Here is a 24,448-nt window from a genome sequence, read left to right as displayed (position 1 = left end):
CGCGACGAGCTCGACGCGGCCCAGAGGGTCGACCGTGTACGGGCTACCGGCGATGTCGACGATGCTCACTCCGTCTCCCTCCGTCCCCCATCGAGGCCTCCGCCTACGTAGTGCACCAGTTCTCCGTCGACGACTCGCGTGCGCGCCACGACGCGCGCTCCGGGGTCCCCGAACGCACCGCGCAGCCAGTAGGTATGCACGCCACCGGCATTGCGCACGACGATCCCGAAGCATCCTGCCGGCGTCCTCTCATCGACGAACGCACCGTCGAGACTCACGGTGACCGCATCTCTGCGTACCTGCGCATAGGTCACCGCGCCAGGGCCGGGCTCCTGGGCCGCCGGCACGGGCGACCTCTCCTCGTAGGTGGTGGTCATCGTTCACAGCCCCAGCTCGTCGAGCATGTCCTCGGCCACGTCCTCCACCTCGACCGACTCGTAGGTGTACGTGCCGAAGCCACCTCTGTGGAGGCGATCGACCAGGCGCTGCTTGAGCTCCGCACGGTCCCGCGTCGCAGCGGACAGCTGACGTCGCTCCTCTGCACGGCCCTGCTCGAACGCCTTGGCCACCACCTGCTGGAGCGCCTCGGTGTTCACCAGGTCCATCATCAGGCACACGTTGTCAGCGCCGGCGGTGTGCTGCGCGTACTCCGTAGCGAGATTCCTTGAGCTCACGATCTGCCTCCTCCTGCGCCGGAGGTCTCCGGCATCACCAGACCAGTGGGCGATCGCAACCTGCTGCAGGACATCGCCCCGCTCGCGACCGGGACCGTACATCGCCCTGCCCCACCACGATCCGTCCCGCGGCCGCGACTCTTCGCCCACTTGAAGGGCCCACCGTGAACGAGACGAGGTCCCATGAACACCCAGCCCTACCTGTCCGCTGGTCTGCCCAGCGTCGGCGACATCGTCACCGCCTTCCTCCCCCTCGGTGCAGGAGTCCTCTGCGCCGTCCTCATCCAGATGCTCGATCGCGTCCTCGCCCGTTCCGCGCCCGACACCGACAAGGCCGCTCAGCACACCGCGAGAGTCCACGTCGTCAGCGCCCTCGCGGCAGGAATCACCGCCCTCGGCGGGCTGCTGCTGACCGGGGCGAACTTCCTTGCGATCTACGGCGGGCTCTCCGGCATGGCCAAGGTCCTCGCGTTCTTCGTCGGACTGGCCCTTCTCATCCCCGGCCTCATCATCGCCATCGCAGTAGTCCCCGGGCTCGGGAGTCGGCGATGAACGACCCTGCCACGGACCACGAGGACCCGGTGCCCATTCACACCCTGACTGCCACCGACCTCTTCGCCGGCGCCGGCGGATCCTCAGCGGGACTCGAACAGGCCGGCTACCGGGTCCTCGCCGCCGCGAACCACTGGCCGACGGCGGTGAAGACTCACGCGGCGAACCATCCGAAGACCCAGCACCACCTCGCGAACCTCTCCGAGACGGACTTCCGCGCCTTCCCCTCCACGGACCTCCTCTGGGCATCGCCCTCGTGTGTCTGGCACGCCCGCGCCGGCGGCAGAAGAAAGCCCCCCGTCGAGCAGGAACGGCTGAAGGCCGACGCCGGAGCGATCGACAGGGCAACCGCCTTCGCCGTCATCGCCGCGGCCGAGGTCCACAGGTACCCGGCCGTGGTCGTCGAGAACGTCCGCGAATTCACCGACTGGAGCCTGTTCCCCTGGTGGCTCGACGGCATGCAACACCTGGGCTACCAGGTGCAGCAGACCGTGATCGACGCGGCCACCATCGGCGAGGCCCAATCCCGCCGCCGCTGGTTCGGCGTCTTCACCCAGGGCGACAGCGTCGACCTGACTCCCCCATCGATCGCACCCCGGCACGCTGACCGGATCCTCGACCCGGACCTCGGGAAGCCAGTCACCCGCCGCCTGTACGTCACCCCGCAGATCGAACAGATCACCGAGAAGGACATCCCGCACCTGGTGATGTACCGCCGCAACGCACGCCCCCGCCGAGCAGATCAGCATCCACTGGCGACCGTCACCGCCGGCGGCAACCACCATGGCATCGCGACCTTCACTGCCGCCGGCCCTCGCTTCCGCATGCTCACCCCACGCGAACGGGCGCGAGCACAGGGGTTCCCCGACGCCTACCGCTTCCACGGCTCGCAATCCGACGTGGTCAAGCAGATCGGCAACGCTGTGCCCGTGCGCGTCTCCCGCTTCCTGGGCGAGCGCGTGGCCGCCTCGCTGGGGGCACTTCCGGCATCGTCCCCTCGGTGAGCTCGTAGCCGTCCCGCCGAACGGCCGCAGCGCCCACTGAGTCCTCGAACCGCACGAGACGAGGAAGGCCGACCATGAGCGTCCATGTTGAGACCCATCGCAACCCCCGGTTGGAGCTTCTGTCCAAGGGGGAGCTCGCCGAGAACATCGACTTCCCGTGCCAGGAGTGGGAGACCGATGACCGCGTGCTGACCATCGAGACCGACGAGGTGACCGTGATCGACGGCGAACTCGAAGGCTTCGCCCGAGACGTCTGGCGCACCGTTTTCGGGGAGAACCACCCCTCCGATTCCGCTGACGAGGAGAACTGACCATGAGCATCCGCACCTACACCATGGCCGAGTACGTCTTCCGCACCCGGACGGTCGAGATCAACACCGACCGCCTGACCCCCGGTCAGATCGCAGTGCTGGACCACAGCGACGGGGCTGATGAGGCGAGCCGTGAGGCGCAGGACATCCTGCACACGACGGGTCTGGCCCACGTGACCGAAGAGATCTACGGCGAGGCTGACGAGCCGGGCACCTACTACGAGACGGAGCACTGACATGGGCAGTCACGACGAAAGCACCCTGGCCCTGCAGGTCGCCCTTCGAATCGATGACCGTGACCCCGCGCAGTGCGCAGCGTGGATCGAATCCGCCGAGCGGGTGTGCGCGAAGGCGTCCACCCGGCCCTGGCTGTGCTCTCGGCACGCCACGGTCGCCAGTCGCCGGCTCGCGAAGGCTCAGGAAGAGCACGAGGCCGCTCGCACCAAGGCACTGCGACGGCGCGAGGAGGCCCGACCGCGCCTGGAAGCTCGCCTCGAAGCGATCGACCAGAAGCTCCGCAGGATCGACCCTCTCTTCGGAGGGATCGAGCACGGTGCGGACCGAGCGGCACAGAACGCTCCCCTGCGGCAACGCCTCCCTTCCGATTCCAGGATCGCCGAGCTCGCACGCTTGCATCGCAGCCGCGATCAGATCCTCAGCCAGCTGGGACGGGACGCGTGACGGGCCCTCTCGTCCCACCGCACGCGGAGCTCGCCCACTAGAAGGTCGACCCACAATCGAGAAGGGGCAGACCATGATCAGCAAGATCCTGAGGGACCGAGCAGGCGACGTAGTGACCCTGTCGTCGGGAGAGCTGACCGCCCGCCGCAACGAGGTCACCGTCCACGTCCGCGAGACATTCCGCGGCCGCGAGCACACTGCAGCCGCTCATGTAGATGCAGGCGACCTCCGCGCGGCTCTGGACGAGATCGCGCCCGCTCCGATGCCGTCCGCGATCACCGACGAGATGGTGGAAGCGTTCATCCGCGCCTACATGGCTGTGGGCGGCCCCCAGGAGGGCGCAGTGCGGGCAGGATTCCACGCCTCCCTGCCTGCCGCGCCGGCCCCGAAGACCGACGAGGACGACCTCACCTGCAACTGCACCTATGCCCTGGACCTGATCGCGCAGGCGCAGGCCAAGACCACCGAGGCCGAGGCCCGCGCGGAGAAGGCCGAGGAGGAGCGGGATCGGGTCGTCGAGGTCCATACCCGTGTCCGCCGCGAGCGGGACGAGGCGCTGACCCGCGTGCGCGAGCTGGAATCCCTGACGGCGCGCGAGCATCTGGACGCCGCCCTGTTCGAGGAAGTGATGATCGCTCAGCGGATGGCCGACAACCTCCGCGCCCTGTACCCGGACACCCCCATGGCGACGGACGACATCACGGAAGCCGTGATCGAGGCGTTCGATCCGCCGACCCCGAAGCGACCCGAGGGAGCCGAGGACTGGGACGAGGAGCTGGGCGAGATGCCCGCCGCGAGCGACCTCACGCCGGAGCAGCGCGGCCGACTGGCGGACGCGCTGGCCGAGCGGGATCACGCTCTGGGCGTGCGCGTCACCGAGGACGGGGAGGGCGAGGGATGAGCACCCACACGATCACCTATGACCTCACCAGCCCTGGCAACGGCGAGATGACCTGCCACGCACCGGCAGACGCGCCGTGCCATGCCGTCTGGGACTGCGACTGCGAGAGCATCTACAACTACCACGTCGCGTTCGGGGTGCCGCACCACTACAACACCTACGACGACGGGTACACCGTCCGGGCTCATCACGTCGGACGGTTCGACCCCAGCGAGTGCGCGATCACGGTCTGGCACGAGAACAGCGACGAGGACGTGCGCGGCACGGTCGTGGTGACCGTGGAGCCGGTCTGGCAGGGCGACTACTTCGAGTTCCGCGCCGGGTCCGCCCGCGTGGACGAGGACGGTGCATCGTGAAGCGGGCGGTCATCACCCGCGCGGATACGCGGTCAGTCGCACAGCGGGAGGGAACCCCGTGGGTGGTCCTGGTGGGCACGCCGTCCCTCCGCCCCGGCAGCGCCCCGATGCTGCTCCGCATCGCAGCATCAGGGGTCCACAGCAAGTGGACCTATCACCCCACCCACACCGAGGCTTTGGCGCACGCCCTGGCCGCTGTGGGACTCGCACCCAAGGAGGAGCGATGATGGACCTACTCGACGCTCTGCCCGAGGTCCCAACGAAGGTCACCGAACGGAACATGCTCGACCTGCTCCATGATCGCTACTCGCAGACCAGCCAGGGCACCGCCCGCCGCTACGCCTGCGCCGAGCACGTCGCCGAGCACTCCGGGTGGACGACAGCCGACGGCCGCTACCGGGATCCGCGCCGTGCGGACTTCCTCGCCCAGGACTGCTGGACGTACCACGGGCTCCTGCTGCACGGCCACGAGGTCAAGGTCAGCCGCTCCGACTGGCTCACCGAGCTCCGCGACCCGACGAAGGCCGAAGCGGTCAAGCGCTACTGCGACCGCTGGTGGCTGGTCGTGCCGGATCGAGCGATCGTGCACGACGACCTACCGGAGGACTGGGGCCTCATGGCCCCCGGACGCGACGGCCGGCTGCGCGTGTTCCGCCGCGCGCCCGCCCTGACACCCGAACCGATCCCGGCCACGTTCCGCGCCGCTCTCATGCGCGCCGTCGCCAAGACCAACCACCGCCGAGGAAGCGAAGACCGATGAGCACCTATGCGAAGTCCACGACCGTCGACCCGAGTCGGTCGCGCGCTGAGATCGAGTCCGTGCTCGCCCGCTACGGGGCGACAGGGTTCGGGTATGCCACGGAGGACGATGGGGAGACCTCCCGCGCGGCCGTCACGTTCATCGCTCACGGCCGCCAGGTGCGGTTCCTGATGACCATGCCGTCTCGCAGCGACCGGAAGTTCACGAGGACGCCGGAGCGTGGGACGCCCCGCAGCGCGGACGCGGCGTTCAAGGCGTGGGAGCAGGCCTGCCGGCAGCGGTGGCGGGCGCTCGCTCTGGTGATCAAGGCGAAGCTCGAGGCCGTCGAGTCGGGGATCGTCACGTTCGAGGCCGAGTTCCTCGCGCACACGATCGTGCCAGGCACAGGCCAGACTGTCTCCGAGCAGATCGAGCCGTCGCTCGCACTGGCGATCGAGTCCGGCCGAGCACCGGCCATGCTCCAGATCGAGAGCGGGTCGACCCGATGAGCGACTTCACCGGCCGCGCCCAAGTCGAAGCCGAGGAGCGCTATCGCATCCAGCGCATGGAACCCGTGATGACGCTCAGCGAACACAAGGTGACCGCCTTCATGGACGGCGCCGAGTGGGCCGCATCGCAGGAACCGACCCGCGATGAGGTCGAGGCCGCTCTGCGCGCCTACAACACCAGCGAGGGATTCACGCTCGGAGACATCATGCGCGACGCCCTGATCGCCGCGAGGAAGGCAGCCCGATGAGCCCCACTGGTATGGGGAAGACCAACGCAACGCCGTGTAATGCGAGATAGCGTCCCGTCGTAGGTCCTGCCCGCCCACTTGATGGTCGACCCACGAACGAGAAGGGACCGACCATGGCCACGATTCCCGGCAACCCGCATGCGGCAGACGCGGAGGGCTCTGTGAAGATTCTGCGCGCGTGGATGGACCGCGAGGGCGACACCAATACCGCGGCCCTTGCGGTCGCCATCGAAGCCCAGGCGCAGGCGACACTCGCTCTGGCCTACGAGCAGCGGACCGCGAACCTCATTGCGGCCGCGACGGCCACGTACGCGGACGGCACCGCCATGTTCCCGGAGCTGATCCACGCCAAGCATGGGGAGACCATCAAGAGGCTCGCGGAGGAGACGACCCGATGACCACGTTCACCGACCGCGCCCGAGCCGAAGCCGAGGACGCCGCCACCATCGCGCACTCGCCCATCCGGCGCGAGGACGGGAACACCTACGACTCAGACGAGCACATCGCGTACCGGCGCGGGTTCGTCGCGGGTGCCGAGTGGGGCGCATCGCAGGAACCGACCGACGCTGAGGTCGAGGCCGCGAGGTCGGTGCTCGATGAGTACGAATACGCCGACGAGCCGCAGGCGATCCGTGCCGCCCTGATCGCCGCGCGGGAGGCGAGAGCATGACCGGCACCGACACCCTGCGCGAGCAGATCCGGGACGAGGTGGAGGGCATCGTCATCGGTTCGGGCTACTACTCCATCGCGATCGGTATCGACGCGGCCGGGGAGGTGGCCGACGCCGTGCTCGCGGTCGTCCAGCCCGCCACGCGCGAGGAGAAGGCCGAGGCGTGGAACGAGGGGCACGAGATTGGCTGGCTCAACGCCGATGAGCGCTGGCGATGCGACGGTTCGATCCCCGCCTACTACAAGGCAGAAACGACACCCAACCCCTACCGAGACGAGAGGAGCACGGGCGCATGACCGGGTACACGCCGAGCGAAGCGGACGAGCGGATCGCACATGGCTACGCCGAGGTGGTGCACCACGCGAGCGAGGGCATGGTGACGCACGAGGAGGGTGTGCAGGAGTTCTACGCGTACCTCGCCGCCCACGACGCCCAGGTCCGCCGCGACGCCGCCAGGGAGGTCGGGCTGTACATCGAGCATCTCCACCCGAACGGCCCCACCCACACCACCGCCGTGCTCGCAGACATCGACCTCGCCGCCGACCGTATGGGACGAGGCCTCCACGCCAACGGAAGGGAGCGCGAGACCCCGTGACCACCATCGACCGGGAGCACCTGCGCAAGCTCGCGGACGCCGCCACCCTCGGACCATGGGAGGCGGAGCGCATCCACCACCGTCCGCTCGGGCAGCCCCCGCATCACTGCTGGGAGGTGACCGTGGACGGCCAGCCCCTCATCGACTGCTTCCGAGAGGACGAGGACGATGCCGCCGAGACTGCTGATTTCATCGCCGCCGCCCGAGACGCCGTGCCCGAGCTGCTGGACGCCCTCCAGCGGGTCCGGGACCTCCACCACCCCTGGGGCGACACCCTCAGCGGGACACGCATCTGCAACGAGTGCGACCATGCATGGCCGTGCGCCACCGTGCGCGCCCTGGAAGGATGACCCCATGACTCCCCGCACCATCAATCGCCTCGCCGCACGCGGCGAAAACCTCGTGGACCCCGCGATGAAGGAAGCCGCGCGATTCCCCGAACCCCACTCGAACGGTGTCGGCATGTTCATCGCGGGCGCGTACTGGGGACGCCACAGGGAGCGGTCCAAGGGCAAGCCCACACGACGTCCAGCACGGCCGCCACGAAGCCTCCGTCGCGCGCTCGACGATCAGGGAACAGAGGAGACCCGATGAGCCACCCAACACCCGAGCACAAGCCGGCTGGAGGCTTCTCCCCGGCAGCCCTCGTGACCGCAGTCCTGGCGGTCGGCGGGATCATCGCCTTCGGCCTCGGTGCGTACGACGTGCTCACCCACCAAACGCCCGCGGGCTACGTCTTCCTCTTCGGCGGCAGCTTCTCCCTCGCCGCAGCACAGGTGCTGCACCATCTGCGTGTCGGCGGCAGGAGCCTCTGAGCGCGACCCGACAACCGGTCTGGCCGCAGCGGAGTGTCCTTCAGGGTCGGGGAGCCACCGTGACGCTGCAGTCCGCGAGATGCTCGAGGCGAACCCGGAAGTACGACTCGTCGTCGAAGACCTCATCGGGAAGTGCCGCCCATGCAGGCACGAGCACGTGCATGACAGTCTGCCCGTACTGCCGGCTGCGCTCCCCCACCGGATTGTCCGTGAAGAAGGCATGCTCGCGATCCTGGCAGAGACTGATGAAGCGCCCAGTGCGGGCGATCTCGGCGGCAGCCTCCGAGCTCGTCCGGTGGTAGAGATCCACGACGGATACGACGTACCCGTCCCGGTCCTCGACCAGACGAGTAGCGCCCCGCCTGATCGTTCCGCCTCCCGCAGAGGGTTCCGGCGCCGGCACAGCGGGCACTACTTCCCCGCGGTCTCGCACGAGAGGATGTTGCGGTACGTCGAGACGACGGGAATCCGAACCCCCGACACCGTGCACGTGTAGGTCGTCCCCTCATGGAGCCTGCCCTGCAGGTCGGAGGAGGCGAACTTCCCCTGCGACAGGGAGTCGGAGTTCTTGAACGTCTCCCCCTCCTTCGACCACACGAGGTAGTAGGAGTTCTCGCGCGTGACGACGCGATCCTTCTCCGTCACCGTGATCTTCACGCCCTCTTCCTTCGTGGACGTCGTGAAGGCGAACCCGCCCAAGACCACGACGACGACCAGAGCAATCAGACCGCCGCGCGCAAAGCCGTGGCCGCGTTCAGTACCGCGTTCCATGAGCACCCCCATGTTCGTCACCGCCGGAGCCTCCGGCGTCGCCCGAATAGTGGGCGGCCCATCCGTCTCGGAGGACGTCACACGCGCCCGTTGCTCCCGGCGCCCGGGGCAGCCGCGATACTGGAAGCATCATGATCACCGCCTACGCCCGCGTCGCCCTCGACGTCGACTTCACCGACGTTCCCGTCCGCGACCGCGACATCAGCGCCTTCGACACCGCGACCGTCTCCGGCGAAGGCGAGACCTGGGAGGAAGCCCAGGCTGCTTGCCCGGTCCCCGACAGGGCACAGGTCATCAGCTGGGCGCGCTGGCCCATCTGATCGCCCAGCCGACCGCGGGGAGACTGGGCGCGCTCCCGGATCTGCGGTCGACGACGAGCTGGACGCTCGCGCTGCGCCCTCCGGGACGTCAGCTCGACGAATCCTGCAGCGCCCTGGAGGGCACGGCCACGTTCGACCACTCGTGGTGCTGCCGGATGATGCCGACCTCCAGCTGCCGGTCCGTCAGGGGCAGGTCGTATCTGAGGCCTCCCGTAGCGACGCAGCGCCGCGCGCGCATCACGGACGCGGCCGCCTCCAGATTCCAGCCCGGCCAGTCCTGGTCGTGCATCTCGGTGTACCCGTCCGCGTAGACGGTCGTGATCTTCAGGTGCGTGGTCATCTCTGGACCTCCCGACACTGGTGCTGTCACCTCGACAGTGGGCGCGCCCGTCGCGTGGCAGGACAGCACCCCGGCCCGAAGCCGTCACCGACCACACCCCACGACGCTCTCGGGTGCCGGCGCGGGACGGCCTGCGACGCGCAGCACCCGCCCACTGGTGCAGCGACCAGCTCTGCGAAAATGAGGCCGGACGCGCGGAAGGACCACGGCGATGGGAACCACCAACGACAGCGGCGGCGAACTACCCCGGAAAACCCCGTGCGCCTCATGCCCCTACCGCTGCGGCGTGCCCTCCGGCGTCTGGGACCGCAGCGAATACGACAAACTCCCCGCCTACGACGGCGACATCCCCGAGCAGACATCCGCACGCGAGTTCTCCTGCCACCAGCAGGACGGCACCGTCTGCGCCGGCTGGCTCGGACACCGCGACCCGCTCGAGCTCCTGGCCGTGCGGATCGGCATCATCGACGGGAGCCTCGACCCTTCCTGCGCCGAGTACTCCACCACGGTGCCCCTCTGGCCCACGGGCGCAGACGCCGCGCGCCACGGGATCGCATCGATCGACGCACCCGACGAACGAGCGCAGGACACCATCGCCAAGCTGGAGCGCACCCGCGACATGCGCGAGCGCAGCGACCGCGCCTGACCCCAGGCCATCTTTCGACGACCACGGCCGCCGTTCGCCGAGCCTCGCTAATCTTCAGGAATGACGCAGATCGACCTTCACGGGGTGGTGTCCCGAAGGGAACTCCTCGAGGCGCGGGAACGAACCCATCGTCGACCCCCGCACGAGTACGAACGGCCGCAGCGAGAACTCCGCACGGCAACCTGGACGACGGCACGAGCGATCCCCCTCGATGACTCCCGCGACTTCGAAGAGGTCCCCTTGAAGTGGATCGGTGTGCGTGGCGCCCTGTACGCCGACCCATCGTGCTGGTTCCATCCCCCGGGCACATGGGTGGAGACCTGGGGCGAACTCGTCCCCGAACCCTTCAATGCACACGACGACCACGCACTGGCCATCGACCTCAACGGCTCACGCCTGGGGTATGCGTCTGCCCGGTACGCGTACTACGCGCATGCGATGATCGCGACGCTCAACAACACAGGAGCTCGAGTGCTGGTTCCCCTCCAGTACCGCAGTGACTACGACCGGCGATCCAAGCTGCTCATCGCGAGTGCCTTCGCCGCGCTGCCCACCTTCCCCGAGCTCAACAAGCTGCTGCCCTCGGACGAGGAGTACGTGCGCCTCCTCGATCCCCTCTGGGAATCCCTCGATGAATCGGTCCGCGAGCAGATCGCCCGCGACGGCTTCCACCTCACCAACGACACGCTCCCCCACCTCATCGCACTCCGGCACCGCGCGCCAGAAGCCGGACTCCCATCGACGGTTCGCCTCGGCGCCGTGCCCCGAGGAGTCGAGCGCTATCTCGCCGAGAAGCGCTACGAGCGCCAAAGAGCCGAGGACGCCCGGATCCGGAAGAGGAACGAGACCATCGTCGCGGACTTCCACGACGGCTGGAAGCAAGTCGACATCGCTCGACGCCAAGGAGTCTCTCCCGCCGTCGTTTCCCGGGCGCTGCAGAAGGCCGGCGTCGACACCCGCGCTCCTCGCATCGACCCCGAGCAGCGTCGCATCCGTGCCGAGATCGTCTCGCTGCTCGAGGATGGGCAGTCCCGGCACGAGATCTCCGAAACGCTGGGAGTGTCCGCGCGAACGATCACGATCGCGGCCCAGGATGCAGGGGTCGACCTCCCCTCCGACGCCGGCGTCAACGACTACTCCCGACGCAAGATGCGCGATCGCCTGGAGCTGTGCCAGCAGGCCGTGAAGCTCCAGAGCGAAGGACTTACGCGCGCGGAGATCGCCCGAAGGCTCGAAGTCAGCAGCGACATGGCCAAGCTCTACCTCGCCGACGGCCGGTTCTTCACCGACCCCTCAGCGAACGGCGACAGGCTGGACGCGGCGAGGCATGCGCGCGCCACCGGAATGACCACCAGCCAGGCGGGGACCAACCAGGAGCGCCGAGCGATCCGAGACGCGAACATGCTCGACCTCATCGGCGACACCTGGCGATGAACTCCCCCGCAGCATCACGCCCCGGACTCTGCTCGTATCGGCTCCCTACTCTTGAGCCATGTACATCTTCAGCGTCGACTCGCCGGACGCTCCCGCGCATCTCGAACGATCGATGTCGATCATCGAACACCTCGAGCTGCCTGCGACCCACGCATGGATCCGTCAGCCCCCTGCCACGTCCAGTGAGATCGCGGCGATCGACAGCAGCTTCCCCGACGCCCCGGTGTCCCTCGAGGACTCACTGCGCGACGCCGTGATCGCGGCGCTCGAGTCCGCATCGCATCTGCGCCTCGCGATCCAATCGGACCTGTTCGCGCCGGCGCCGTTCCGCGCAGAACTCCGCACGATCCTCATGGCCGCAGGACGACTCGGGTACATCTCCCTGCCCACGCAGTCCGACGACCGACGCGAGCACGCCGAGCACATCCTCGGTATGGAAGCCCGCAGCCTCGACCGCGCCCTCACAGACATCGACCGCATCGAACATCTGCCGGGCCTGCGCTGGGACACCGACGAGGTCGACGAGCTCCGCCGGAAGATCAAAACCGTCAACACGGCCGGCCTCCCGGGCGACAGGTCATTGATCCGCATCGCCGCGGACCTGATCGGACGCGAAGTCACGGCCGCCGATGCGAGGATTGAACCGGGCGTGCTGCGCGATCACCTCACGTGGATCTGGCACACCGCCAGTGGATCCGCGCACGGGTTCGCGTGGCAGTCCCTCTCCCACGGGGACTTCGTCACCGACCTCGGCGACGTGCTCTCTGCGTTCCACTACGCACTGGACGCGGCCAAGAACATCTGGGAGCCGGAGACCGTTTAGAGCTCGCCCTCGCGCCTCGATGCGTCCGCTGCGTTCTCGATCCGGCGCATCCTCGCGTTCGCCCACACGGACCATCCGCAGAGCAGGACCAGACCACAGACGAGCACGACGGCGCCGCGCCCCAGATCGCTCCCCGTGACCTGACTGTGGGACGTCAACGTCCCGAGCAGTAGGAGCGCAATCGCCCCGTACACGGCCACTACCGACAGGGCGGGGATGCGCGTCCCGGGAACCGAGTACACGCGGTTCTTCACCTGCACGAAGAGCGCACCGCCCAGCCCGAGAAGGATCGACAGCGCGCAGCCGACCACCAAGAAGTCGCCGGGGACGTGGGAGAGACTCGCGCCCACCTCATCGATCGACATCTTCAATGCGTCAACGAACCGTCCGAACATGGCGGGTCTCCTCTCGAGCGGGCTCCACGCGCCGGCATACCGGGCGCTCCAGAGAAGTGGGCGGACCGCCGAGCCCGCAGGACACCCTCACCATCCGACGACAGGCGCCGAACCGAACCGCCGAGCCACCGCGAGGCGACCGGGCGTGGGCGACAGCCCCGACGCCGCGAGCCGATCGAACCGCGCCGAGAGCGATAACAAGAGGTCGCTCACTCTCCCTCACCGGCCGACTCGCCCCGTCGTCGTCCTCGCTGGCGCTCGTCCTCCTCGGTGCTCCCTGTCCGGATCGGTCGGTTCGCTCCCTGGGGGCTTCGCCCCTCGTGGTTCGTTGCGGAGAGCGTGGCGTGTTCGGTGCGGTGTGCGTGACGTGGTGCTGGTGTGGGGTCGTGACGCAACCTTCGCGGTGTCGGTGCGTCCTTCTCGGTACGTGAGCATGGTGGATTCGGGGCGCTGCGCGCAGCGCAAATCCGACTTGTGCTCGTGTGTGCTGGTTCGTGTCGGTGGGCTGATGCGTACGGGGGATCCTCGTGACGCTAATGCCACTGTTCGTGGTGTTCCCGGCGGGGTGCATGCACTGGTGGGGACGCGTTGCGGCTGGTCGCGGCGTCGTCGATGCGTGAACGTCCCGTGAGAGGTTCTTCCCGCCCACTTCATGGAGTGCGATAAGCCCCTGCGGGGCCGGGTTCGTGGCGACGGATCGTCCATCGATGCGTCGTCTCGGCGTTGCCGTTGCGCGCAGCGCATGCGTTCCGCCCTGCGGGACGCCACGCGTAGCGGCGGAACGATCCCGCGCAGCGGGAGCGTGACGTCCGCGCAGCGGTACGCGAAGCGTACTGGCGAGTGCTCCGCACGAGCGTCCCCGCCGGATCGGATGACCTCACGAGGGAACGCAGGATCGACCACCGAAGCGGCGAAGCCATCAAGCACAGGGGTCGATACGAGGACGAGGTCATACGACTGGACGCACCACGATTTCCGCGGCGAAGCCGCATCGTGGACACAGCGCGTTCAGGGCGGGGACCGGCGGCGGTGCTGGCGGGCGGATTGTCGAGGTCAGGCCTCGTCCGGAAGGTGTTGTTGCTGGTGAGAGAGCCAGACTTGATTTGAGGGCCCGTGGTGGGGCGCTCCTTCGCATATGGGGAGGGTATGAGTCGCAACATCGTGGTCCGCCGAGTGACGCGCGCGTCGGGCGGTCAGAACAACCCGGAGATGGTCGCCACGCGGATGCGTGCGTTCGCGTCGGCGCTGAGTCCTCGCACGCCTGTCACGTTCCTCGCGGTGATGACGGACGACGGCCTGGAGAACTACCTCGTCACGCCGGACACTGAGGAGATGAACAAGGCTGCGTTGTCGGCGGCGAAGGCGGTCACCGGGAAGCTGGCCTACGTCGATGGGCTGCCGCGACTGGATGCGGCCCGGGAGGTCGGCCACATGTTCTACCGGCCCGGCGGGACGCGCTCGTCGACGACGCAGTCGGGGAAGGATCCGTTCTCGATGGCGGCGTCGCTGGCTGACATGTCGGTGGGGTCGTGGGTGGCGATCACGATGCGCGCACCGCATCGGAGCAAGCTGCTGCACGAGGACCGGAAGTGGGACACGTGGATCAAGGGGCGCATCGTTGGCGGCACTCATCATTCGCTCGAGCCCAACGGTGTCATCGCGCACGTGGCTGCGGCGTCGTCCTCACGCGAGGGAACTGAGTCGCTGATGCGTCAGGTCGCCGGCGACATGCACGGATTCGATCTGGAGACGCGCGCCGTCCGCTTCCCTCGTCGTTGGGTGGTTGCGGCACTGGCTGGTATCGCCCTGGTGGTGCTCGCTGCGGGCGTCGCCGTGCGGGTCGCTGCGGCGGCGGTCGCGGCGGTGATCCCACCGGGCGCCGTTGCCGCGGTGTCGATGGTGCTCATGCTCGCGACGCTCATTCCTCTGCTCGCGCTGGCGGGGTATGTCGCCTGGGGTGTGCGGTACGAGAGGCGGTTCCGCCGCGGCGACTTCCCGCTCCCCCGGATCCGGTGGGCGTTGCGCACGAGGCCGCCGACGCAGGGCAACGATCAGGGGCGCGCGGAGTCGGCCGACGACTTCCAGGGCGGCGGTTCGAAGGGGAAGCCGAAGGGCCCGGGTGACTATCCGCTGGACCGGGGCTCGTTCAAGCTCGGCGCCCTGCTTCCGGTGGGTGCGCTCGCGCCCGCCGCGGGTTCGACGTCGGGCACCTCGGAGACCGGGGACCGTGGCGCCCCGCCGGCACTGCTGCAGCGCATCGGACCGGTGATCGGACTGGACGCGGTCTCCCGCATGGTGCGCCTGAGCGCACGAGACCTGTGGGCCGGTATCGCCGTGTTCGGCAAGCCCGGATCGGGCAAGTCCTATCTGCTGCGTGCCCTGTTCGCGTTCTTGCTGGCCGACCAGCAGCCGCTGCCGCGCGAGGACGCGGAGTCCCCCGAGCAGTCGCGTTCGGTGCTCGGGTCCAAGGGCGCCATCGTCGCGTTCGAGTCGAAGACGGGCAAGGACGCCGCGGAGTACCAGCGCTGGGCGAAGGCACTCGGCAAGAAGAAGGTCCACGTGTTCGATCTGGCCGACCCGGAGGGCGCGAGGATCGACATGTTCGCCGGGGGAAGCGACGTCAAGGACTGCGCCGCGAAGTTCGTGGAGAAGATGATCTACCACTGGGGCGACGACTCGATCGGCGCCGCCTCCGCCAAGACGCTGCGCGGCGTGTTCACCGCAGCGCTCGGCGCACCCGTGGATGTGCTCACCGAGGCGACCGAGACCAGCCGGGACGCACCGTCGCCGGCACCGGTCGCGACGCCGGTGTCGATCGCGCACGCCCTGTTGGGCGGCTACGGGGATGCGTTCGGTGCACACCTGGCCGAGAGGATCCGCCGTCGCCTGGTCGACGTGAAGAAGGGGACCATCGACGGTGACGTCGAGCGTCTGCAGATCGCGGCCAGCGGGCTGACCGAGCTGTACGGCGAGTCGGTGAAGGCGGCCAGTCGCGCCGCCTTGCAGAAGGCGCCGTCGTCCAAGGTCGAGGTGCTCATGCTCGCGCCTCATTGGTGGCGCACCGACGGCCGCGTCGTCTCCTTCGAGGAGATCTTGCGCCGGTACCTGCGGGTCGTCATCAACTCCGGATCCACGTCGACGGCGACCGGTGCGAGCGCCGACAACCTCCGGCTGCCGCAGGCGGTGGGAGACGCGCTGAGCGGGATGCTCCTGTACTCGCTGAAGGAGGCCATCGAGTCGGTGTGTGCGGGATGGGAGGACGACGGCAAGTACGTCGCGATCATCTCTGACGAGCTCGCGCGCGTCGCCAAGAACTCGCCGGACGTCATCAAGTGGTCGCGCATGCAGGGACGCAACTTCGGCGTCATCCCGATCTACGCGACGCAGGAACCTGAGCAGCTTCCCGACGATGTGCGCCGCACGATGTTCTCGCTGTCCACGGTGATCTCGTACGCGCAGGAGAACTCGGACGTGGCCGCTGAGATCGTCCGCGACTTCACGGGCGGGGCGACGGAGGGGTTCGAGGTGGTGCACACCAAGGAGGTGATGGATCTGCCGCAGTACATGGTCATGGTGCGCACGTCGGTTAGGCAGCAGCGGCAGAACGTGTTCACCGCGAGGGTGCACCCGTTTGAGGACGACCGTGACGGATTCCGGTCCGTGGTCTACCCGCCCGGTGAGGAGGCGTGACCTCATGACGACGTGGGATCTCGCAGAGCTTCCCGGGCGGATCGACGAGCGACCGTTCCGCGCCGCCGAACGGGCGGACCCGTACTGGGAGGGCATGTTCGCCACCGGAACGTCTGACGGCTGGGTGAGCGCTTCGCAGCATCGCCGCGCGAGCTCCGACCAGAAGCGATGGTCGGGCCTCCCCGCCAGCTTCGTGATGCCGCAGGGTGAGGCGATGGGGCAGCTGCGCTCCAACCGTCACCGGGCGTCGATCCTCGGTGCACTCGGTGCGGTCTCGGCGTGGCGAACGGTCACGCGCGAGCAGCTGGCGTGCATCACGGGCTCGAAGGTCATGGGTACCACGTACCCGGCGTCGCTGTCGGCTCCTTTCAGCGCGGGACTGCTGGCGCACGGCTACGTCTCGGCGGGCACGAACCGTCTGGCGCCGGCGCGCGAGCGCATGAGCATGTGGACGGTCGGCGACCAGGTGGATGCCTACAGCACGTATCGCAAGTCCCTCACGTTCGCGGAGCATGTCGCGGTCACGGGTGGGCAGGGCTGGGACAGCGAGCACCGGTTCGATCGGCACAACGTGCTGACGACGGAGCTGGCGCTGCGCGTCGCCGAGTTCTGCGATGTCGCGACGGTCCTCGGGGAGAAGCAGGTGGGGCTGGCGCAGATGCTGGCGGCCGCGGGGCAGCGCGCGGCGCAGGAGGACCTGGGGCGGAAGGCGGACGCGGGGATCGTCCGTCACGATGGTCTGGTGATCGCCGTGGAGACGACGGCGTCGGTCGGCGAGGCGTTCCGCCGGAAGGTCGCGAAGTGGGCGCAGGTGCTGCAGCGCCACCCGTCCTATGAGCTGCCTCTGGTGGTGCTCGTGGTGGACGTGTCCACTCCGTCGCAGGCGACGAGCGCGGCCGCGAAGAACACGACCCGCTCGGAGATCCAGGCGGCGATTCGTGAGGCGGTGAGGGACTTCCCGGGGACGGCCCGGAACCGTACGGCGTCCAGGCTGGGGATGACGTCGTGGCAGTCGTGGTTCCCGGGGCGCCGGGAGGCCTCGGATGACTTCCTCGAGCTCACGGCCTCGTTCCTGCGACGCGACAGCGAGGGGCAGGAGGGATGGCATCGTGTCCGGCTTCTGGACGCAGAGGAGATGCCGTTCGCGGACGGCTCGGCGGACGCGGGGCAGACGATCGCCGCGAACGCGCGGCTGCTTGCGGGCACACCGTTCTGGCTGCGCACCGGGAGAGTTCCGCACCTCGACCGGCACATGGTGGACTTCGCCGGCGCTGCGGATGTCGACGCGTTGACGGACCCGCTGGTCCCTGACCGCATGACGGGTTCGGGGTTCACCCAGGCTGTCGCGGGCAGGAAGTGGCGTCACCTCGTGAAGTTCTGACCGGCTCTCGAGCAGCAAGCGAGGCCGAGCTTGCCGGACGGATCTGGTAGTTGATTCTCAGATGAATCTCTTCCACTCCGGGCCGAGAGGCTCATCTACAGACTCGGGTAGTTCGGTACCCTCCGCGGCTTGGTATGCCGCCCGGACCGTGGGTGCCCACTCTTTGGCAATGACCGTGACCTGGCGAGTAAACGGCCCCTCGCCGACGTCGATGCGCCCTTGTGCCTGGAGTAGCTCTAGGAAGTCCAACGTGTGAAGAGATGCGAGTATGAGTCCGCATGTCATCCGCTGGGCCTCGACGAACACAGACTCGGGTGTTAACTGAGAGGTGTAGCTCTGCCGTGAGGCGTCTGCGTGGACCAAGTCCCCATACAGCCACGAGCTTCCGATCCGGGTGTTAGACACCGGAGCACCTGGGATGTGCGGGCCCATCCGTTTCCCTGCTCGGGCCTCCGGATCGAACTCTTCGAACTCTCCTCGCCAAAGCGCCAATTCCTCGCGTTCGCTCGTAGAAAGATCTTCCCCCAGCGCTCGTAGGACCTGCTTGTAAGAAATCCCGTCGCCATCCACCAAGAGGGGCCTGATTCGAGCGATCGCGCTCTCGACTTGCTCGGTAGGGAGGAGTGGTATCGGCTTGAGAGTCGGGGCGCCACCTGGCTCTGGCGGCGGCTTAAATACCCAACTGTGCTCGGATAGATCGACGAGACGTTGCCGGTCCTCCGCAAGGCTATGATCCGCGATGATGCGTAGCCGCACGATGAATCTGCCAAGCTGAGCAAGCTTCTTGCGTTTGCGCTCTGTCTCGTCCCGCGCTCCGGATGTCAAGGTTCCCATGGTCGCAAGCATGGCACCCCGCCCACTTCATGCAGTGACAGCACCCCGACGTCGAAGGACGGGACATGACGATCAAGCGCAAGAAGGACACCGGCGAGCAGGGCAACGGCGGCCAGTTCGGATCCGTCGCCCGCAGCGACGCGGAGGTGGCCGTCACGGGCGCGTCCGGGCGGGAGCACCCTTTCCCGAACAAGGACTACCTCTCCGCCGACGAGCTCTTCCGCGGGCTCGCCGATCGTGGCATCACCGTGGAGGCCTCGTCCCGACGGAACAGCACCCCTCGTGTCGACAGGGGCGCCGACATCGGATCCGGCACCACGATCGCGCCCAACACGTGCATCGAGAGCGGCGCCAGCATCGGCCAGAACTCCAGGGTCTTCGACGACGGCGTGGTCGCGGTGAACGCCCGGGTGGGCAACGGTGCCACGGTCGGCAAGCGCGCGGTGATCGGCAGCGGAGCCCAGATCGGCGACCGCAGCGACGTCGAATGGCGCGGCTTCGTGCACCAGAACGCGGCGATCGGCCAGGACTCCATGGTCGGCGCCAACAGCAGCGTCGGTGAGCGCAGTCGTATCGGCGACCGCAGCTGCGTCGTCGACGGCGCCCAGGTCGGCAAGGATGTGCAGGCCGGCGACGGCGTCGTGATCGGGGCCGGAGCTCGCATCGACGACGGCGTGAAAATCGGAGATGACGCCCTGGTCTGGGGTCACATCACCTCCGACGTGGCACCGGGCGAGGTCCGCCGCGACGACCAGACGTTCGACGGGCGCACTGCGTCTCGCGAGGAGCTCGCCTTCGGATCCCAGGGAGGCTGGCTGCGAGGGAAGTTCGGCACCGCGGACTGACGTCCCCTCGGGGTTGAAGTCCCGCCAGAGCACTCCCCCGCCCACTGACCGTAGCGACACGACTCGCTACCGAAGGTGGAGACGATGGAACTCGGACGCGGCCCCCGGTTCGACAAGGACTCGAACGACCTCGCGGACTTCCTCGCGAAGGGCGGGGTGAAGATCGCCCTGTTCATCATCCTGGCGGTCTTCGTAGGCTCCCTGCTGCTCGGAGTGATCCTGTGAGCGGCACCGTGTACGGTGTCGCCGGAGGCTCCGTCGAAGACCTCGGCACCGAAGCCTCCGAGGTCGGCCGGCAGGGCGAGGAGCACACCGGCCGCGTCCTCGACCTCATCGCCGTCGAGTCGCAGCGCGACGTCTGGCACGACCTCAACGTGCCCGCCAAGGGCGTCCTGGCGAACATCGACCACATCGTCACCGGTGGCAACGTCGCCTTGATCATCGACTCCAAGCGCTGGAAGCCCGGCCTGTACTGGACGCTCGACGACGTCTCCTACCGGTGGCTGACGAAGGTCGAGCACGCCGACCGCCGCACCATGCCCATGCTCCAGCAGCGCATCGCCGCGCACATCCCGCGCGCCCTGGTGCGCCGGCCCCTGGTCTCCGTCGAATGCTCCCGCGACTCGGGAAGCGTGAACGTCCGCTTCCTGCACATCCCGGGAGCCAACGTGGTCCGCGCATCCACCCTGCCGCGCCGCGTGCGCACCCTCGTCCCCGACGCCCCGACCGACCCCGACATCACCGCAGCCCTGTTCCCCCTGCTCCGCTCCAGCTGAGAAGGTCCCATGCCTCAGAAGTACGTCAAGCCCGCCCTGAACCTCACCATCATCCTGCTGGCCGCCACCGCCGCGCTCACGATCGTGACGGCGTTGCTCGAGCTGCCCGCTGGGTGGGTGCTGTTCCTCGGGGTGCTCATCGTGGCTTGGGCGCATCCTGCCCCGACGCTGACCGGCCCCAAGGAGACCCCGGCCAACAAGCTCGAGGAACGCCAGGTGCGCCGTCACCGTTCCTGGCTGGACACCCGCACCTCCCTGCTGCTGGGCAACACGTGGGGGCGGGAGACCCTGTGGCCGGGCATCCCTCCGCGCCTGTCGTTCTTCGTCTCGATGGCGATCGGCCTGCTCATCACCGCGCTCCCCCTGTCCGGCGACGTCCCGGCTCTCGTGCTCGAGAAGGCGTTCGCCTTCCTCCCGTGGGATGCTCCCGCAGTGTCGATCCCCTGGTGGGTCCCCGCGACCTCCGGGTTCCTCACCCACCATGTGATCGCGTCCCTGCTTGCGCGCTCGCGCCGCATCCAGGACAAGCCGGCCGTCACCATCGGGCGCCGGTCCGTCGCCGCTCTCTGGTCGTCCACGTCCCGGCCGTACCTCCTCGTCATGCCTCTGGCCGTCGCCGGGGGCGCCTGGGCAGTCGGATATACCCTCACCCTCATCGGCCAGACCGACCCCCTCTGGCATCCTCTCGGGGTGCTCGGCGGCGGGATCCTCGCTGGCGCAGCGGTGATCGGTCGTCCCCTGTCCTCGGTCTGCCTCGCCCGCTGGCGCGCGGTGACCGAGGCGCGCGCGGAGTGGGCACCGAGATTCCAGGAGGCGTTCAACGAGAAGGACGGCGCCCCGCGCCTCGTCGAGCGCACCATCGCCCCCTGCGGCGCGATCGTCGACGTGATGGATGCTCCCCCGAAGATCCGGGCCGAAGGGCTGCAGGAGCGCGCGGAGCTGATGTCCGCTGCCTACGGCGACCCCTCGACGGTCATCGACGTCCTGTCCAGCCCGAACCTCGACGCCTCCGGACGGCAGATCCCCGGCACCGCCCACCAGCTGCGGTCTCGAGTCGTCCAGTGGCCGGAGGGATCGTTCCCGAACCTGCTGGACCCCGACATCGACGACCTCTCCCGGGATCTCGCCCTGGAGGCGGCGATGTCGCGCGCGCTGGACGAGATTGGCATCAACCGGATGGTCCTGACGGAGGCCACCCAGGTTGCGGCTCTCCCTCAGCGTGTGGACCCGCGGGTCGCTGAGGCCTCCGAAAAGCGCGATGCGAAGGTCCGCAAGCAGATCGACAAGCTCGGCGCCGACCAGGACGAGGAACGCGACCGACTGGAGAGCTCGCTTTCCGAGCCCATCGAGGCACCCCCGGAGGGTGTGCTCGGCCGCGCGTGGCGCTGGGTGCGCGGAGCATCCAAGACGCCCTTGGTCTACCCGGAGGACTCGCCCCTGGCGATCTGGAAGACCAGCTGGGTGATGCCGAAGATCCCCACGCCGCCGTGGCAGAGCATCCAGGCGGAGCATCAGAGCATCGCCCAGCACTGCTCGACCGTCATCGACGAGCAGGCGGCTGACGTCGACGCGGTCGTCGATCGACGCGAAGGGTTCGTGCTGGTCGGAGACCCGCTGTCGGACGACGCCGAGTACACGGACGACTCCGGGCTGACCCTGCAGCAGGTCCGCAACATCCAGTCGGAGATCGAGTGGGAGCAGAGGTGGCAGCAGACCCTCCCCCAGGGGTTCATGCCTCCGACGACGCGCTTCGAGATCACCAGGGATGTCGAGCTGCCGCAGCGGTTCTCGCGCGATGCCCTGACGCTGCACGAGCAGCTGTTCGCGACGAAGACGGGGCTGGACGCCGGGGACACGTACATCGACCCGCGGGGCAAGGACTTCGAGAAGGGGATGCGAACCTCCATCACCGGCGCCCAGATGGTCTCCATCGTCGGCTGGCCCGGCGACAAGGAGGGTCAGGGCTCCAGGCACCCGCACCTCTTCGTGGTGCGCTGGTCGACGCAGCCCGTCCCCACGACACCGCAGGACGTCACCCCGACCGACGGGCCGGCGCCCGTGGCGACGAGCGCGCCCGCCTGGGTGCTGTCGCACCTGGTGAACATCGCGTTCCGGGCGTCGAACGTGAAGCTCCCGAAGCCGGAGATCGTCTCGGCTGACCCGCTGACCCAGGCCTCGAGTTCCAAGCACGCGTGGAAGGTCACGCTGCGCCTGCACGGCGGGACGACGCTGGCCGACGTCCGCAAGAAGGCCGACGCGATCCGCTCTCAGCTCGCGTGCCCGTGGATGCGGATCAAGGACGCCGGCGACGGTGAGGTCACCGTCTACATGGGAGACCCGGGGTCGGGGGCGAAGCTGCGCCGAGGCGCCGAGGTCGAGATCCGCAGCGTCGACTTCGATCAGGCGTTCGTCGACTCGAACATCACGAACCTCTCCGGCATTGTCCCCGCGCTCACCAGCATCGAGCGTCTGGCGACCAACGATGAGGTCGAGGTGCTCGACTTCGACCTCCCTGCGGGCGTGGACTTCGCCAAGGTCAAGGGCAACCGCGAGAAGCTCCGCTCGAACCTCAACGTCGAGTTCCTGGACGTGCGACGGAAGGGAGCCTCCGGAGTGCGGCTGTTCATGGCCGAACACGACCCTCTCCCGACGCGAGTCGGGATCCCCTTCGATGCGCTCGGCTCGGTGCCCTCAGCGTTCGGCGTGAACGCGCTCGGCGAGCAGACCGTCTTCGATCCGATCGAGAACCCGCACTTGCTGGTCCTCGGCGGTACCGGCTCGGGCAAGTCCGCAGGCATCAGCACCATGCTGTTCCATCTGATCCTGTGCGGGTTCCACCCCGTCATCATCGACCCCACCAAGGGCGGCCACGACTTCCTGTTCGCCAAGGACTGGGCCATCGCCCCCTTCGCCGCAGACGTCTACCAGGCCGCCTCCACGATGAAGGCGCTGTACGGCGAGCTCGAACGACGCAAGGCTCTCAACGGCAAGCACGGCGTGGTGAACGTCGACAAGCTGCCCGAAGAGGTCCGTCCGCGGCACATCGTGGTCGTGATCGACGAGTTCACGTCTCTGATCGGGAAGTCGGCTGTGCCGCCGAAGTCCGAGGATCCTGCCGCCGACCATGCCCGGCTGGAGGCGGAGGCCGAGAACAACGCTCGAGCGATCACCGGCAACATCGTCGGGAAGCTGGCCAGAGAGGCACGCTCCGTGGGGATCCACCTGATTCTCGGTACGCAGAAGCTCAAGCAGGACACGCTGAACAAGATGCCCGGTGGAGAAGACCTCAAGGTCAACCTGGCCCGCATGGGGCTCGGAAACATGACCCAGGGCGATCGCATGAGCGCGTTCCGCAACCCGCTGGAGGCCGACACGATCGCAGAGCCGCGAGTCGGACGGGGACTCTTCGAACCGTTGACGGCGCCGCACCCGGCGATCATGCAGGTCTGGTACGAGGAGAACTCGACCCTTCGACAGCAGCTGATGGAGAGGGGCGTCGCGCATCCGGAGGAGGACCGTCGACTGAACCCGGCGGATCCGCGATTCGCGGTGTTGCCGCTGAAGGACTTCGTCGACGTCGTGGAGGAGTCCACGCCGAGCGTCGAAGAGGTGGACCTCGACCTGAACATCGACTTCGACCTGGGCGCTCTCCTGAGCGAGGACGAGACCGCGTCGTCATCGCCGGATCCGGTCGAGACTCGGGACAATGACCAGGAGAGCCCCAGCATCGGGACGTCCCCCGAGTCGCCCGAGCTCGACGAGCAGGCAGCGCCCGATAAGGATCAGGGCCCGGTCCTGAGGCTGTCCGAGGTCTCCGGCGACAGCGCGTTCGCCATCGTCGAGGAGCTGCAGCGGCTGCTGGAGACGACTCCGGTCAGCGAGGTGATCGCGGACATCACCGTGCTGGACGACGAGTCCGAGGTGGGCGTGACCTACCGGGAGCTGGTCGAGGATGCGGCGTTCGAGGCGGGCGTGAGCGTGCGCGATGAGTCAGCGCCGGCCGCCCCGGATCCAGGCCCTGCACAGGAGCCTCCGGCACCGGCGCCCGCGGCCGAGGACAACGAGGAGGAGTGGGTCGACGTCGGCTTCACTCCCCCGCCCATCGTGCGCGGAGGCCTGTGAACGCATCCATGCGTTC

The 24,448-nt window shown here is 68.2% G+C and carries 34 protein-coding genes; 27 read left to right on the top strand and 7 right to left on the bottom strand.

What is annotated here, in order from left to right; translation table 11 throughout:
- Positions 1–65: 65 nt before the first annotated feature.
- Together M4486_RS04475 and M4486_RS04470 are read right to left on the bottom strand one after the other, a co-directional pair.
- Positions 66–377, bottom strand: a complete 312-nt coding sequence (locus tag M4486_RS04475) for a hypothetical protein (RefSeq protein ID WP_239203757.1) — start codon at positions 375–377, stop codon at positions 66–68.
- A 3-nt stretch (positions 378–380) separates the two neighbouring features.
- Positions 381–674, bottom strand: a complete 294-nt coding sequence (locus M4486_RS04470) for a hypothetical protein (RefSeq protein WP_239203756.1) — start codon at positions 672–674, stop codon at positions 381–383.
- A 183-nt stretch (positions 675–857) separates the two neighbouring features.
- Between M4486_RS04470 and M4486_RS04465 the strand changes: the two genes are divergently transcribed.
- From M4486_RS04465 to M4486_RS04385, 17 genes are all read left to right on the top strand, one after another.
- Positions 858–1,226 carry a hypothetical protein gene (locus M4486_RS04465; RefSeq protein ID WP_239203755.1) on the top strand — a complete coding sequence of 123 codons (369 nt, stop codon included), beginning with the start codon at positions 858–860 and terminating at the stop codon, positions 1,224–1,226.
- Positions 1,223–2,230: a DNA cytosine methyltransferase gene (locus M4486_RS04460; protein ID WP_239203754.1), complete on the top strand. Its 1,008-nt coding sequence runs from the start codon at positions 1,223–1,225 to the stop codon at positions 2,228–2,230. Before M4486_RS04465 ends, M4486_RS04460 begins: the two co-directional genes overlap by 4 nt.
- A gap of 74 nt (positions 2,231–2,304) precedes the next feature.
- Positions 2,305–2,541, top strand: a complete 237-nt coding sequence (locus M4486_RS04455) for a hypothetical protein (RefSeq protein WP_239203753.1) — start codon at positions 2,305–2,307, stop codon at positions 2,539–2,541.
- Between the two features lie 2 nt (positions 2,542–2,543).
- Positions 2,544–2,777, top strand: coding sequence for a hypothetical protein (locus M4486_RS04450; protein WP_239203752.1), 234 nt, complete (start codon positions 2,544–2,546; stop codon positions 2,775–2,777).
- 1 nt (position 2,778) lies between these two features.
- A complete protein-coding gene (locus M4486_RS04445; protein WP_239203751.1) occupies positions 2,779–3,222 on the top strand; it encodes a hypothetical protein in 444 nt (147 codons plus the stop codon).
- A 73-nt stretch (positions 3,223–3,295) separates the two neighbouring features.
- Positions 3,296–4,123: an Asp23/Gls24 family envelope stress response protein gene (locus M4486_RS04440; RefSeq protein ID WP_239203750.1), complete on the top strand. Its 828-nt coding sequence runs from the start codon at positions 3,296–3,298 to the stop codon at positions 4,121–4,123.
- A complete protein-coding gene (locus M4486_RS04435; protein ID WP_239203749.1) occupies positions 4,120–4,479 on the top strand; it encodes a hypothetical protein in 360 nt (119 codons plus the stop codon). The genes M4486_RS04440 and M4486_RS04435 overlap by 4 nt, the downstream gene beginning before the upstream one ends.
- 223 nt (positions 4,480–4,702) lie before the next feature.
- Positions 4,703–5,239, top strand: coding sequence for a hypothetical protein (locus tag M4486_RS04430; protein ID WP_239203748.1), 537 nt, complete (start codon positions 4,703–4,705; stop codon positions 5,237–5,239).
- Positions 5,236–5,727, top strand: coding sequence for a hypothetical protein (locus M4486_RS04425; protein ID WP_239203747.1), 492 nt, complete (start codon positions 5,236–5,238; stop codon positions 5,725–5,727). The genes M4486_RS04430 and M4486_RS04425 overlap by 4 nt, the downstream gene beginning before the upstream one ends.
- Positions 5,724–5,975: a hypothetical protein gene (locus M4486_RS04420; RefSeq protein WP_239203746.1), complete on the top strand. Its 252-nt coding sequence runs from the start codon at positions 5,724–5,726 to the stop codon at positions 5,973–5,975. The genes M4486_RS04425 and M4486_RS04420 overlap by 4 nt, the downstream gene beginning before the upstream one ends.
- Positions 5,976–6,088: 113 nt before the next feature.
- Entirely contained in the window at positions 6,089–6,373 is a 285-nt protein-coding gene (locus M4486_RS04415; protein WP_239203745.1) for a hypothetical protein, read from the top strand.
- The gene (locus M4486_RS04410; RefSeq protein WP_239203744.1) at positions 6,370–6,645 is read left to right on the top strand and encodes a hypothetical protein; all 276 of its coding nucleotides are present in this window, start codon (positions 6,370–6,372) and stop codon (positions 6,643–6,645) included. The genes M4486_RS04415 and M4486_RS04410 overlap by 4 nt, the downstream gene beginning before the upstream one ends.
- Positions 6,642–6,941, top strand: coding sequence for a hypothetical protein (locus M4486_RS04405; RefSeq protein WP_239203743.1), 300 nt, complete (start codon positions 6,642–6,644; stop codon positions 6,939–6,941). The genes M4486_RS04410 and M4486_RS04405 overlap by 4 nt, the downstream gene beginning before the upstream one ends.
- Entirely contained in the window at positions 6,938–7,240 is a 303-nt protein-coding gene (locus tag M4486_RS04400) for a hypothetical protein (protein ID WP_239203742.1), read from the top strand. The genes M4486_RS04405 and M4486_RS04400 overlap by 4 nt, the downstream gene beginning before the upstream one ends.
- Entirely contained in the window at positions 7,237–7,590 is a 354-nt protein-coding gene (locus tag M4486_RS04395) for a hypothetical protein (RefSeq protein WP_239203741.1), read from the top strand. Before M4486_RS04400 ends, M4486_RS04395 begins: the two co-directional genes overlap by 4 nt.
- Positions 7,591–7,594: 4 nt before the next feature.
- Positions 7,595–7,834, top strand: coding sequence for a hypothetical protein (locus tag M4486_RS04390; RefSeq protein WP_239203740.1), 240 nt, complete (start codon positions 7,595–7,597; stop codon positions 7,832–7,834).
- Positions 7,831–8,055 (top strand): hypothetical protein, encoded by a 225-nt coding sequence (locus M4486_RS04385; protein WP_239203739.1) that lies wholly within the window; start codon positions 7,831–7,833, stop codon positions 8,053–8,055. Before M4486_RS04390 ends, M4486_RS04385 begins: the two co-directional genes overlap by 4 nt.
- Positions 8,056–8,095: 40 nt before the next feature.
- Here the strand turns inward: M4486_RS04385 and M4486_RS04380 are convergent, their stop codons facing one another.
- Together M4486_RS04380 and M4486_RS04375 are read right to left on the bottom strand one after the other, a co-directional pair.
- Positions 8,096–8,365: a hypothetical protein gene (locus M4486_RS04380; RefSeq protein ID WP_239203738.1), complete on the bottom strand. Its 270-nt coding sequence runs from the start codon at positions 8,363–8,365 to the stop codon at positions 8,096–8,098.
- Between the two features lie 101 nt (positions 8,366–8,466).
- Positions 8,467–8,847 (bottom strand): hypothetical protein, encoded by a 381-nt coding sequence (locus M4486_RS04375; RefSeq protein WP_239203737.1) that lies wholly within the window; start codon positions 8,845–8,847, stop codon positions 8,467–8,469.
- Positions 8,848–8,957: 110 nt separating this feature from the next.
- Between M4486_RS04375 and M4486_RS04370 the strand changes: the two genes are divergently transcribed.
- Positions 8,958–9,146: a hypothetical protein gene (locus tag M4486_RS04370; protein WP_239203736.1), complete on the top strand. Its 189-nt coding sequence runs from the start codon at positions 8,958–8,960 to the stop codon at positions 9,144–9,146.
- Between the two features lie 88 nt (positions 9,147–9,234).
- On the opposite strand, the gene M4486_RS04365 is transcribed toward M4486_RS04370, so the two are convergent.
- Entirely contained in the window at positions 9,235–9,486 is a 252-nt protein-coding gene (locus M4486_RS04365) for a hypothetical protein (RefSeq protein WP_239203735.1), read from the bottom strand.
- 211 nt (positions 9,487–9,697) lie between these two features.
- Here M4486_RS04365 and M4486_RS04360 point away from each other — a divergent pair, with 211 nt between their 5' ends.
- The 3 genes from M4486_RS04360 (at position 9,698) to M4486_RS04350 (ending at position 12,389) form a co-directional block, all read left to right on the top strand.
- The gene (locus M4486_RS04360) at positions 9,698–10,132 is read left to right on the top strand and encodes a DUF6283 family protein (protein WP_239203734.1); all 435 of its coding nucleotides are present in this window, start codon (positions 9,698–9,700) and stop codon (positions 10,130–10,132) included.
- Positions 10,133–10,372: 240 nt separating this feature from the next.
- Positions 10,373–11,566 carry a helix-turn-helix domain-containing protein gene (locus M4486_RS04355; RefSeq protein ID WP_239203733.1) on the top strand — a complete coding sequence of 398 codons (1,194 nt, stop codon included), beginning with the start codon at positions 10,373–10,375 and terminating at the stop codon, positions 11,564–11,566.
- Between the two features lie 58 nt (positions 11,567–11,624).
- On the top strand, positions 11,625–12,389 hold the full coding sequence (locus M4486_RS04350; protein ID WP_239203732.1) for a hypothetical protein: 765 nt from the start codon (positions 11,625–11,627) through the stop codon (positions 12,387–12,389).
- Here M4486_RS04350 and M4486_RS04345 read toward each other — a convergent pair.
- Positions 12,386–12,754, bottom strand: coding sequence for a hypothetical protein (locus tag M4486_RS04345; RefSeq protein WP_249479940.1), 369 nt, complete (start codon positions 12,752–12,754; stop codon positions 12,386–12,388). The genes M4486_RS04350 and M4486_RS04345 overlap by 4 nt on opposite strands.
- A gap of 1,176 nt (positions 12,755–13,930) precedes the next feature.
- Between M4486_RS04345 and M4486_RS04340 the strand changes: the two genes are divergently transcribed.
- Positions 13,931–16,474, top strand: a complete 2,544-nt coding sequence (locus M4486_RS04340) for a type IV secretory system conjugative DNA transfer family protein (RefSeq protein WP_249479939.1) — start codon at positions 13,931–13,933, stop codon at positions 16,472–16,474.
- Positions 16,475–16,478: 4 nt separating this feature from the next.
- Positions 16,479–17,855, top strand: a complete 1,377-nt coding sequence (locus tag M4486_RS04335) for a hypothetical protein (protein WP_249479937.1) — start codon at positions 16,479–16,481, stop codon at positions 17,853–17,855.
- Positions 17,856–17,912: 57 nt separating this feature from the next.
- On the opposite strand, the gene M4486_RS04330 is transcribed toward M4486_RS04335, so the two are convergent.
- Positions 17,913–18,689, bottom strand: a complete 777-nt coding sequence (locus M4486_RS04330; RefSeq protein WP_249479935.1) for a hypothetical protein — start codon at positions 18,687–18,689, stop codon at positions 17,913–17,915.
- A gap of 65 nt (positions 18,690–18,754) precedes the next feature.
- Here M4486_RS04330 and M4486_RS04325 point away from each other — a divergent pair, with 65 nt between their 5' ends.
- The 4 genes from M4486_RS04325 to M4486_RS04310 all read left to right on the top strand — a co-directional run bounded on the left by M4486_RS04325 (position 18,755) and on the right by M4486_RS04310 (position 24,432).
- Entirely contained in the window at positions 18,755–19,534 is a 780-nt protein-coding gene (locus tag M4486_RS04325; protein WP_249479933.1) for a DapH/DapD/GlmU-related protein, read from the top strand.
- Positions 19,535–19,618: 84 nt separating this feature from the next.
- Complete coding sequence (locus M4486_RS04320; protein WP_249479931.1) at positions 19,619–19,759, top strand: hypothetical protein; 141 nt, start codon at positions 19,619–19,621, stop codon at positions 19,757–19,759.
- A complete protein-coding gene (locus tag M4486_RS04315) occupies positions 19,756–20,310 on the top strand; it encodes a nuclease-related domain-containing protein (protein WP_249479929.1) in 555 nt (184 codons plus the stop codon). The genes M4486_RS04320 and M4486_RS04315 overlap by 4 nt, the downstream gene beginning before the upstream one ends.
- A gap of 9 nt (positions 20,311–20,319) precedes the next feature.
- The gene (locus tag M4486_RS04310) at positions 20,320–24,432 is read left to right on the top strand and encodes an FtsK/SpoIIIE domain-containing protein (protein ID WP_249479927.1); all 4,113 of its coding nucleotides are present in this window, start codon (positions 20,320–20,322) and stop codon (positions 24,430–24,432) included.
- Positions 24,433–24,448 lie beyond the last annotated feature (16 nt).

The sequence above is a fragment of the Brachybacterium kimchii genome, assembly GCF_023373525.1.
Taxonomy (GTDB): domain Bacteria; phylum Actinomycetota; class Actinomycetes; order Actinomycetales; family Dermabacteraceae; genus Brachybacterium; species Brachybacterium kimchii.
The sequence above is the reverse complement of the archived record's forward strand: the minus strand, read 5'-3'. Positions and strand labels throughout refer to the sequence as shown.

Bases quoted from the DNA above. Each gene is read 5' to 3' on its own strand.
- M4486_RS04460 (WP_239203754.1), top strand. From the start codon at position 1,223: ATGAACGACCCTGCCACGGACCACGAGGACCCGGTGCCCATTCACACC.
- M4486_RS04425 (WP_239203747.1), top strand. From the start codon at position 5,236: ATGAGCACCTATGCGAAGTCCACGACCGTCGACCCGAGTCGGTCGCGC.
- M4486_RS04350 (WP_239203732.1), top strand. From the start codon at position 11,625: ATGTACATCTTCAGCGTCGACTCGCCGGACGCTCCCGCGCATCTCGAA.
- M4486_RS04455 (WP_239203753.1), top strand. From the start codon at position 2,305: ATGAGCGTCCATGTTGAGACCCATCGCAACCCCCGGTTGGAGCTTCTG.
- M4486_RS04450 (WP_239203752.1), top strand. From the start codon at position 2,544: ATGAGCATCCGCACCTACACCATGGCCGAGTACGTCTTCCGCACCCGG.
- M4486_RS04440 (WP_239203750.1), top strand. From the start codon at position 3,296: ATGATCAGCAAGATCCTGAGGGACCGAGCAGGCGACGTAGTGACCCTG.
- M4486_RS04310 (WP_249479927.1), top strand. From the start codon at position 20,320: ATGCCTCAGAAGTACGTCAAGCCCGCCCTGAACCTCACCATCATCCTG.
- M4486_RS04445 (WP_239203751.1), top strand. From the start codon at position 2,779: ATGGGCAGTCACGACGAAAGCACCCTGGCCCTGCAGGTCGCCCTTCGA.
- M4486_RS04400 (WP_239203742.1), top strand. From the start codon at position 6,938: ATGACCGGGTACACGCCGAGCGAAGCGGACGAGCGGATCGCACATGGC.
- M4486_RS04385 (WP_239203739.1), top strand. From the start codon at position 7,831: ATGAGCCACCCAACACCCGAGCACAAGCCGGCTGGAGGCTTCTCCCCG.
- M4486_RS04420 (WP_239203746.1), top strand. From the start codon at position 5,724: ATGAGCGACTTCACCGGCCGCGCCCAAGTCGAAGCCGAGGAGCGCTAT.
- M4486_RS04340 (WP_249479939.1), top strand. From the start codon at position 13,931: ATGAGTCGCAACATCGTGGTCCGCCGAGTGACGCGCGCGTCGGGCGGT.
- M4486_RS04475 (WP_239203757.1), bottom strand. From the start codon at position 377: ATGACCACCACCTACGAGGAGAGGTCGCCCGTGCCGGCGGCCCAGGAG.
- M4486_RS04365 (WP_239203735.1), bottom strand. From the start codon at position 9,486: ATGACCACGCACCTGAAGATCACGACCGTCTACGCGGACGGGTACACC.
- M4486_RS04345 (WP_249479940.1), bottom strand. From the start codon at position 12,754: ATGTCGATCGATGAGGTGGGCGCGAGTCTCTCCCACGTCCCCGGCGAC.
- M4486_RS04465 (WP_239203755.1), top strand. From the start codon at position 858: ATGAACACCCAGCCCTACCTGTCCGCTGGTCTGCCCAGCGTCGGCGAC.
- M4486_RS04370 (WP_239203736.1), top strand. From the start codon at position 8,958: ATGATCACCGCCTACGCCCGCGTCGCCCTCGACGTCGACTTCACCGAC.
- M4486_RS04335 (WP_249479937.1), top strand. From the start codon at position 16,479: ATGACGACGTGGGATCTCGCAGAGCTTCCCGGGCGGATCGACGAGCGA.
- M4486_RS04390 (WP_239203740.1), top strand. From the start codon at position 7,595: ATGACTCCCCGCACCATCAATCGCCTCGCCGCACGCGGCGAAAACCTC.
- M4486_RS04435 (WP_239203749.1), top strand. From the start codon at position 4,120: ATGAGCACCCACACGATCACCTATGACCTCACCAGCCCTGGCAACGGC.
- M4486_RS04320 (WP_249479931.1), top strand. From the start codon at position 19,619: ATGGAACTCGGACGCGGCCCCCGGTTCGACAAGGACTCGAACGACCTC.
- M4486_RS04430 (WP_239203748.1), top strand. From the start codon at position 4,703: ATGATGGACCTACTCGACGCTCTGCCCGAGGTCCCAACGAAGGTCACC.
- M4486_RS04415 (WP_239203745.1), top strand. From the start codon at position 6,089: ATGGCCACGATTCCCGGCAACCCGCATGCGGCAGACGCGGAGGGCTCT.
- M4486_RS04405 (WP_239203743.1), top strand. From the start codon at position 6,642: ATGACCGGCACCGACACCCTGCGCGAGCAGATCCGGGACGAGGTGGAG.
- M4486_RS04325 (WP_249479933.1), top strand. From the start codon at position 18,755: ATGACGATCAAGCGCAAGAAGGACACCGGCGAGCAGGGCAACGGCGGC.
- M4486_RS04360 (WP_239203734.1), top strand. From the start codon at position 9,698: ATGGGAACCACCAACGACAGCGGCGGCGAACTACCCCGGAAAACCCCG.
- M4486_RS04330 (WP_249479935.1), bottom strand. From the start codon at position 18,689: ATGGGAACCTTGACATCCGGAGCGCGGGACGAGACAGAGCGCAAACGC.
- M4486_RS04410 (WP_239203744.1), top strand. From the start codon at position 6,370: ATGACCACGTTCACCGACCGCGCCCGAGCCGAAGCCGAGGACGCCGCC.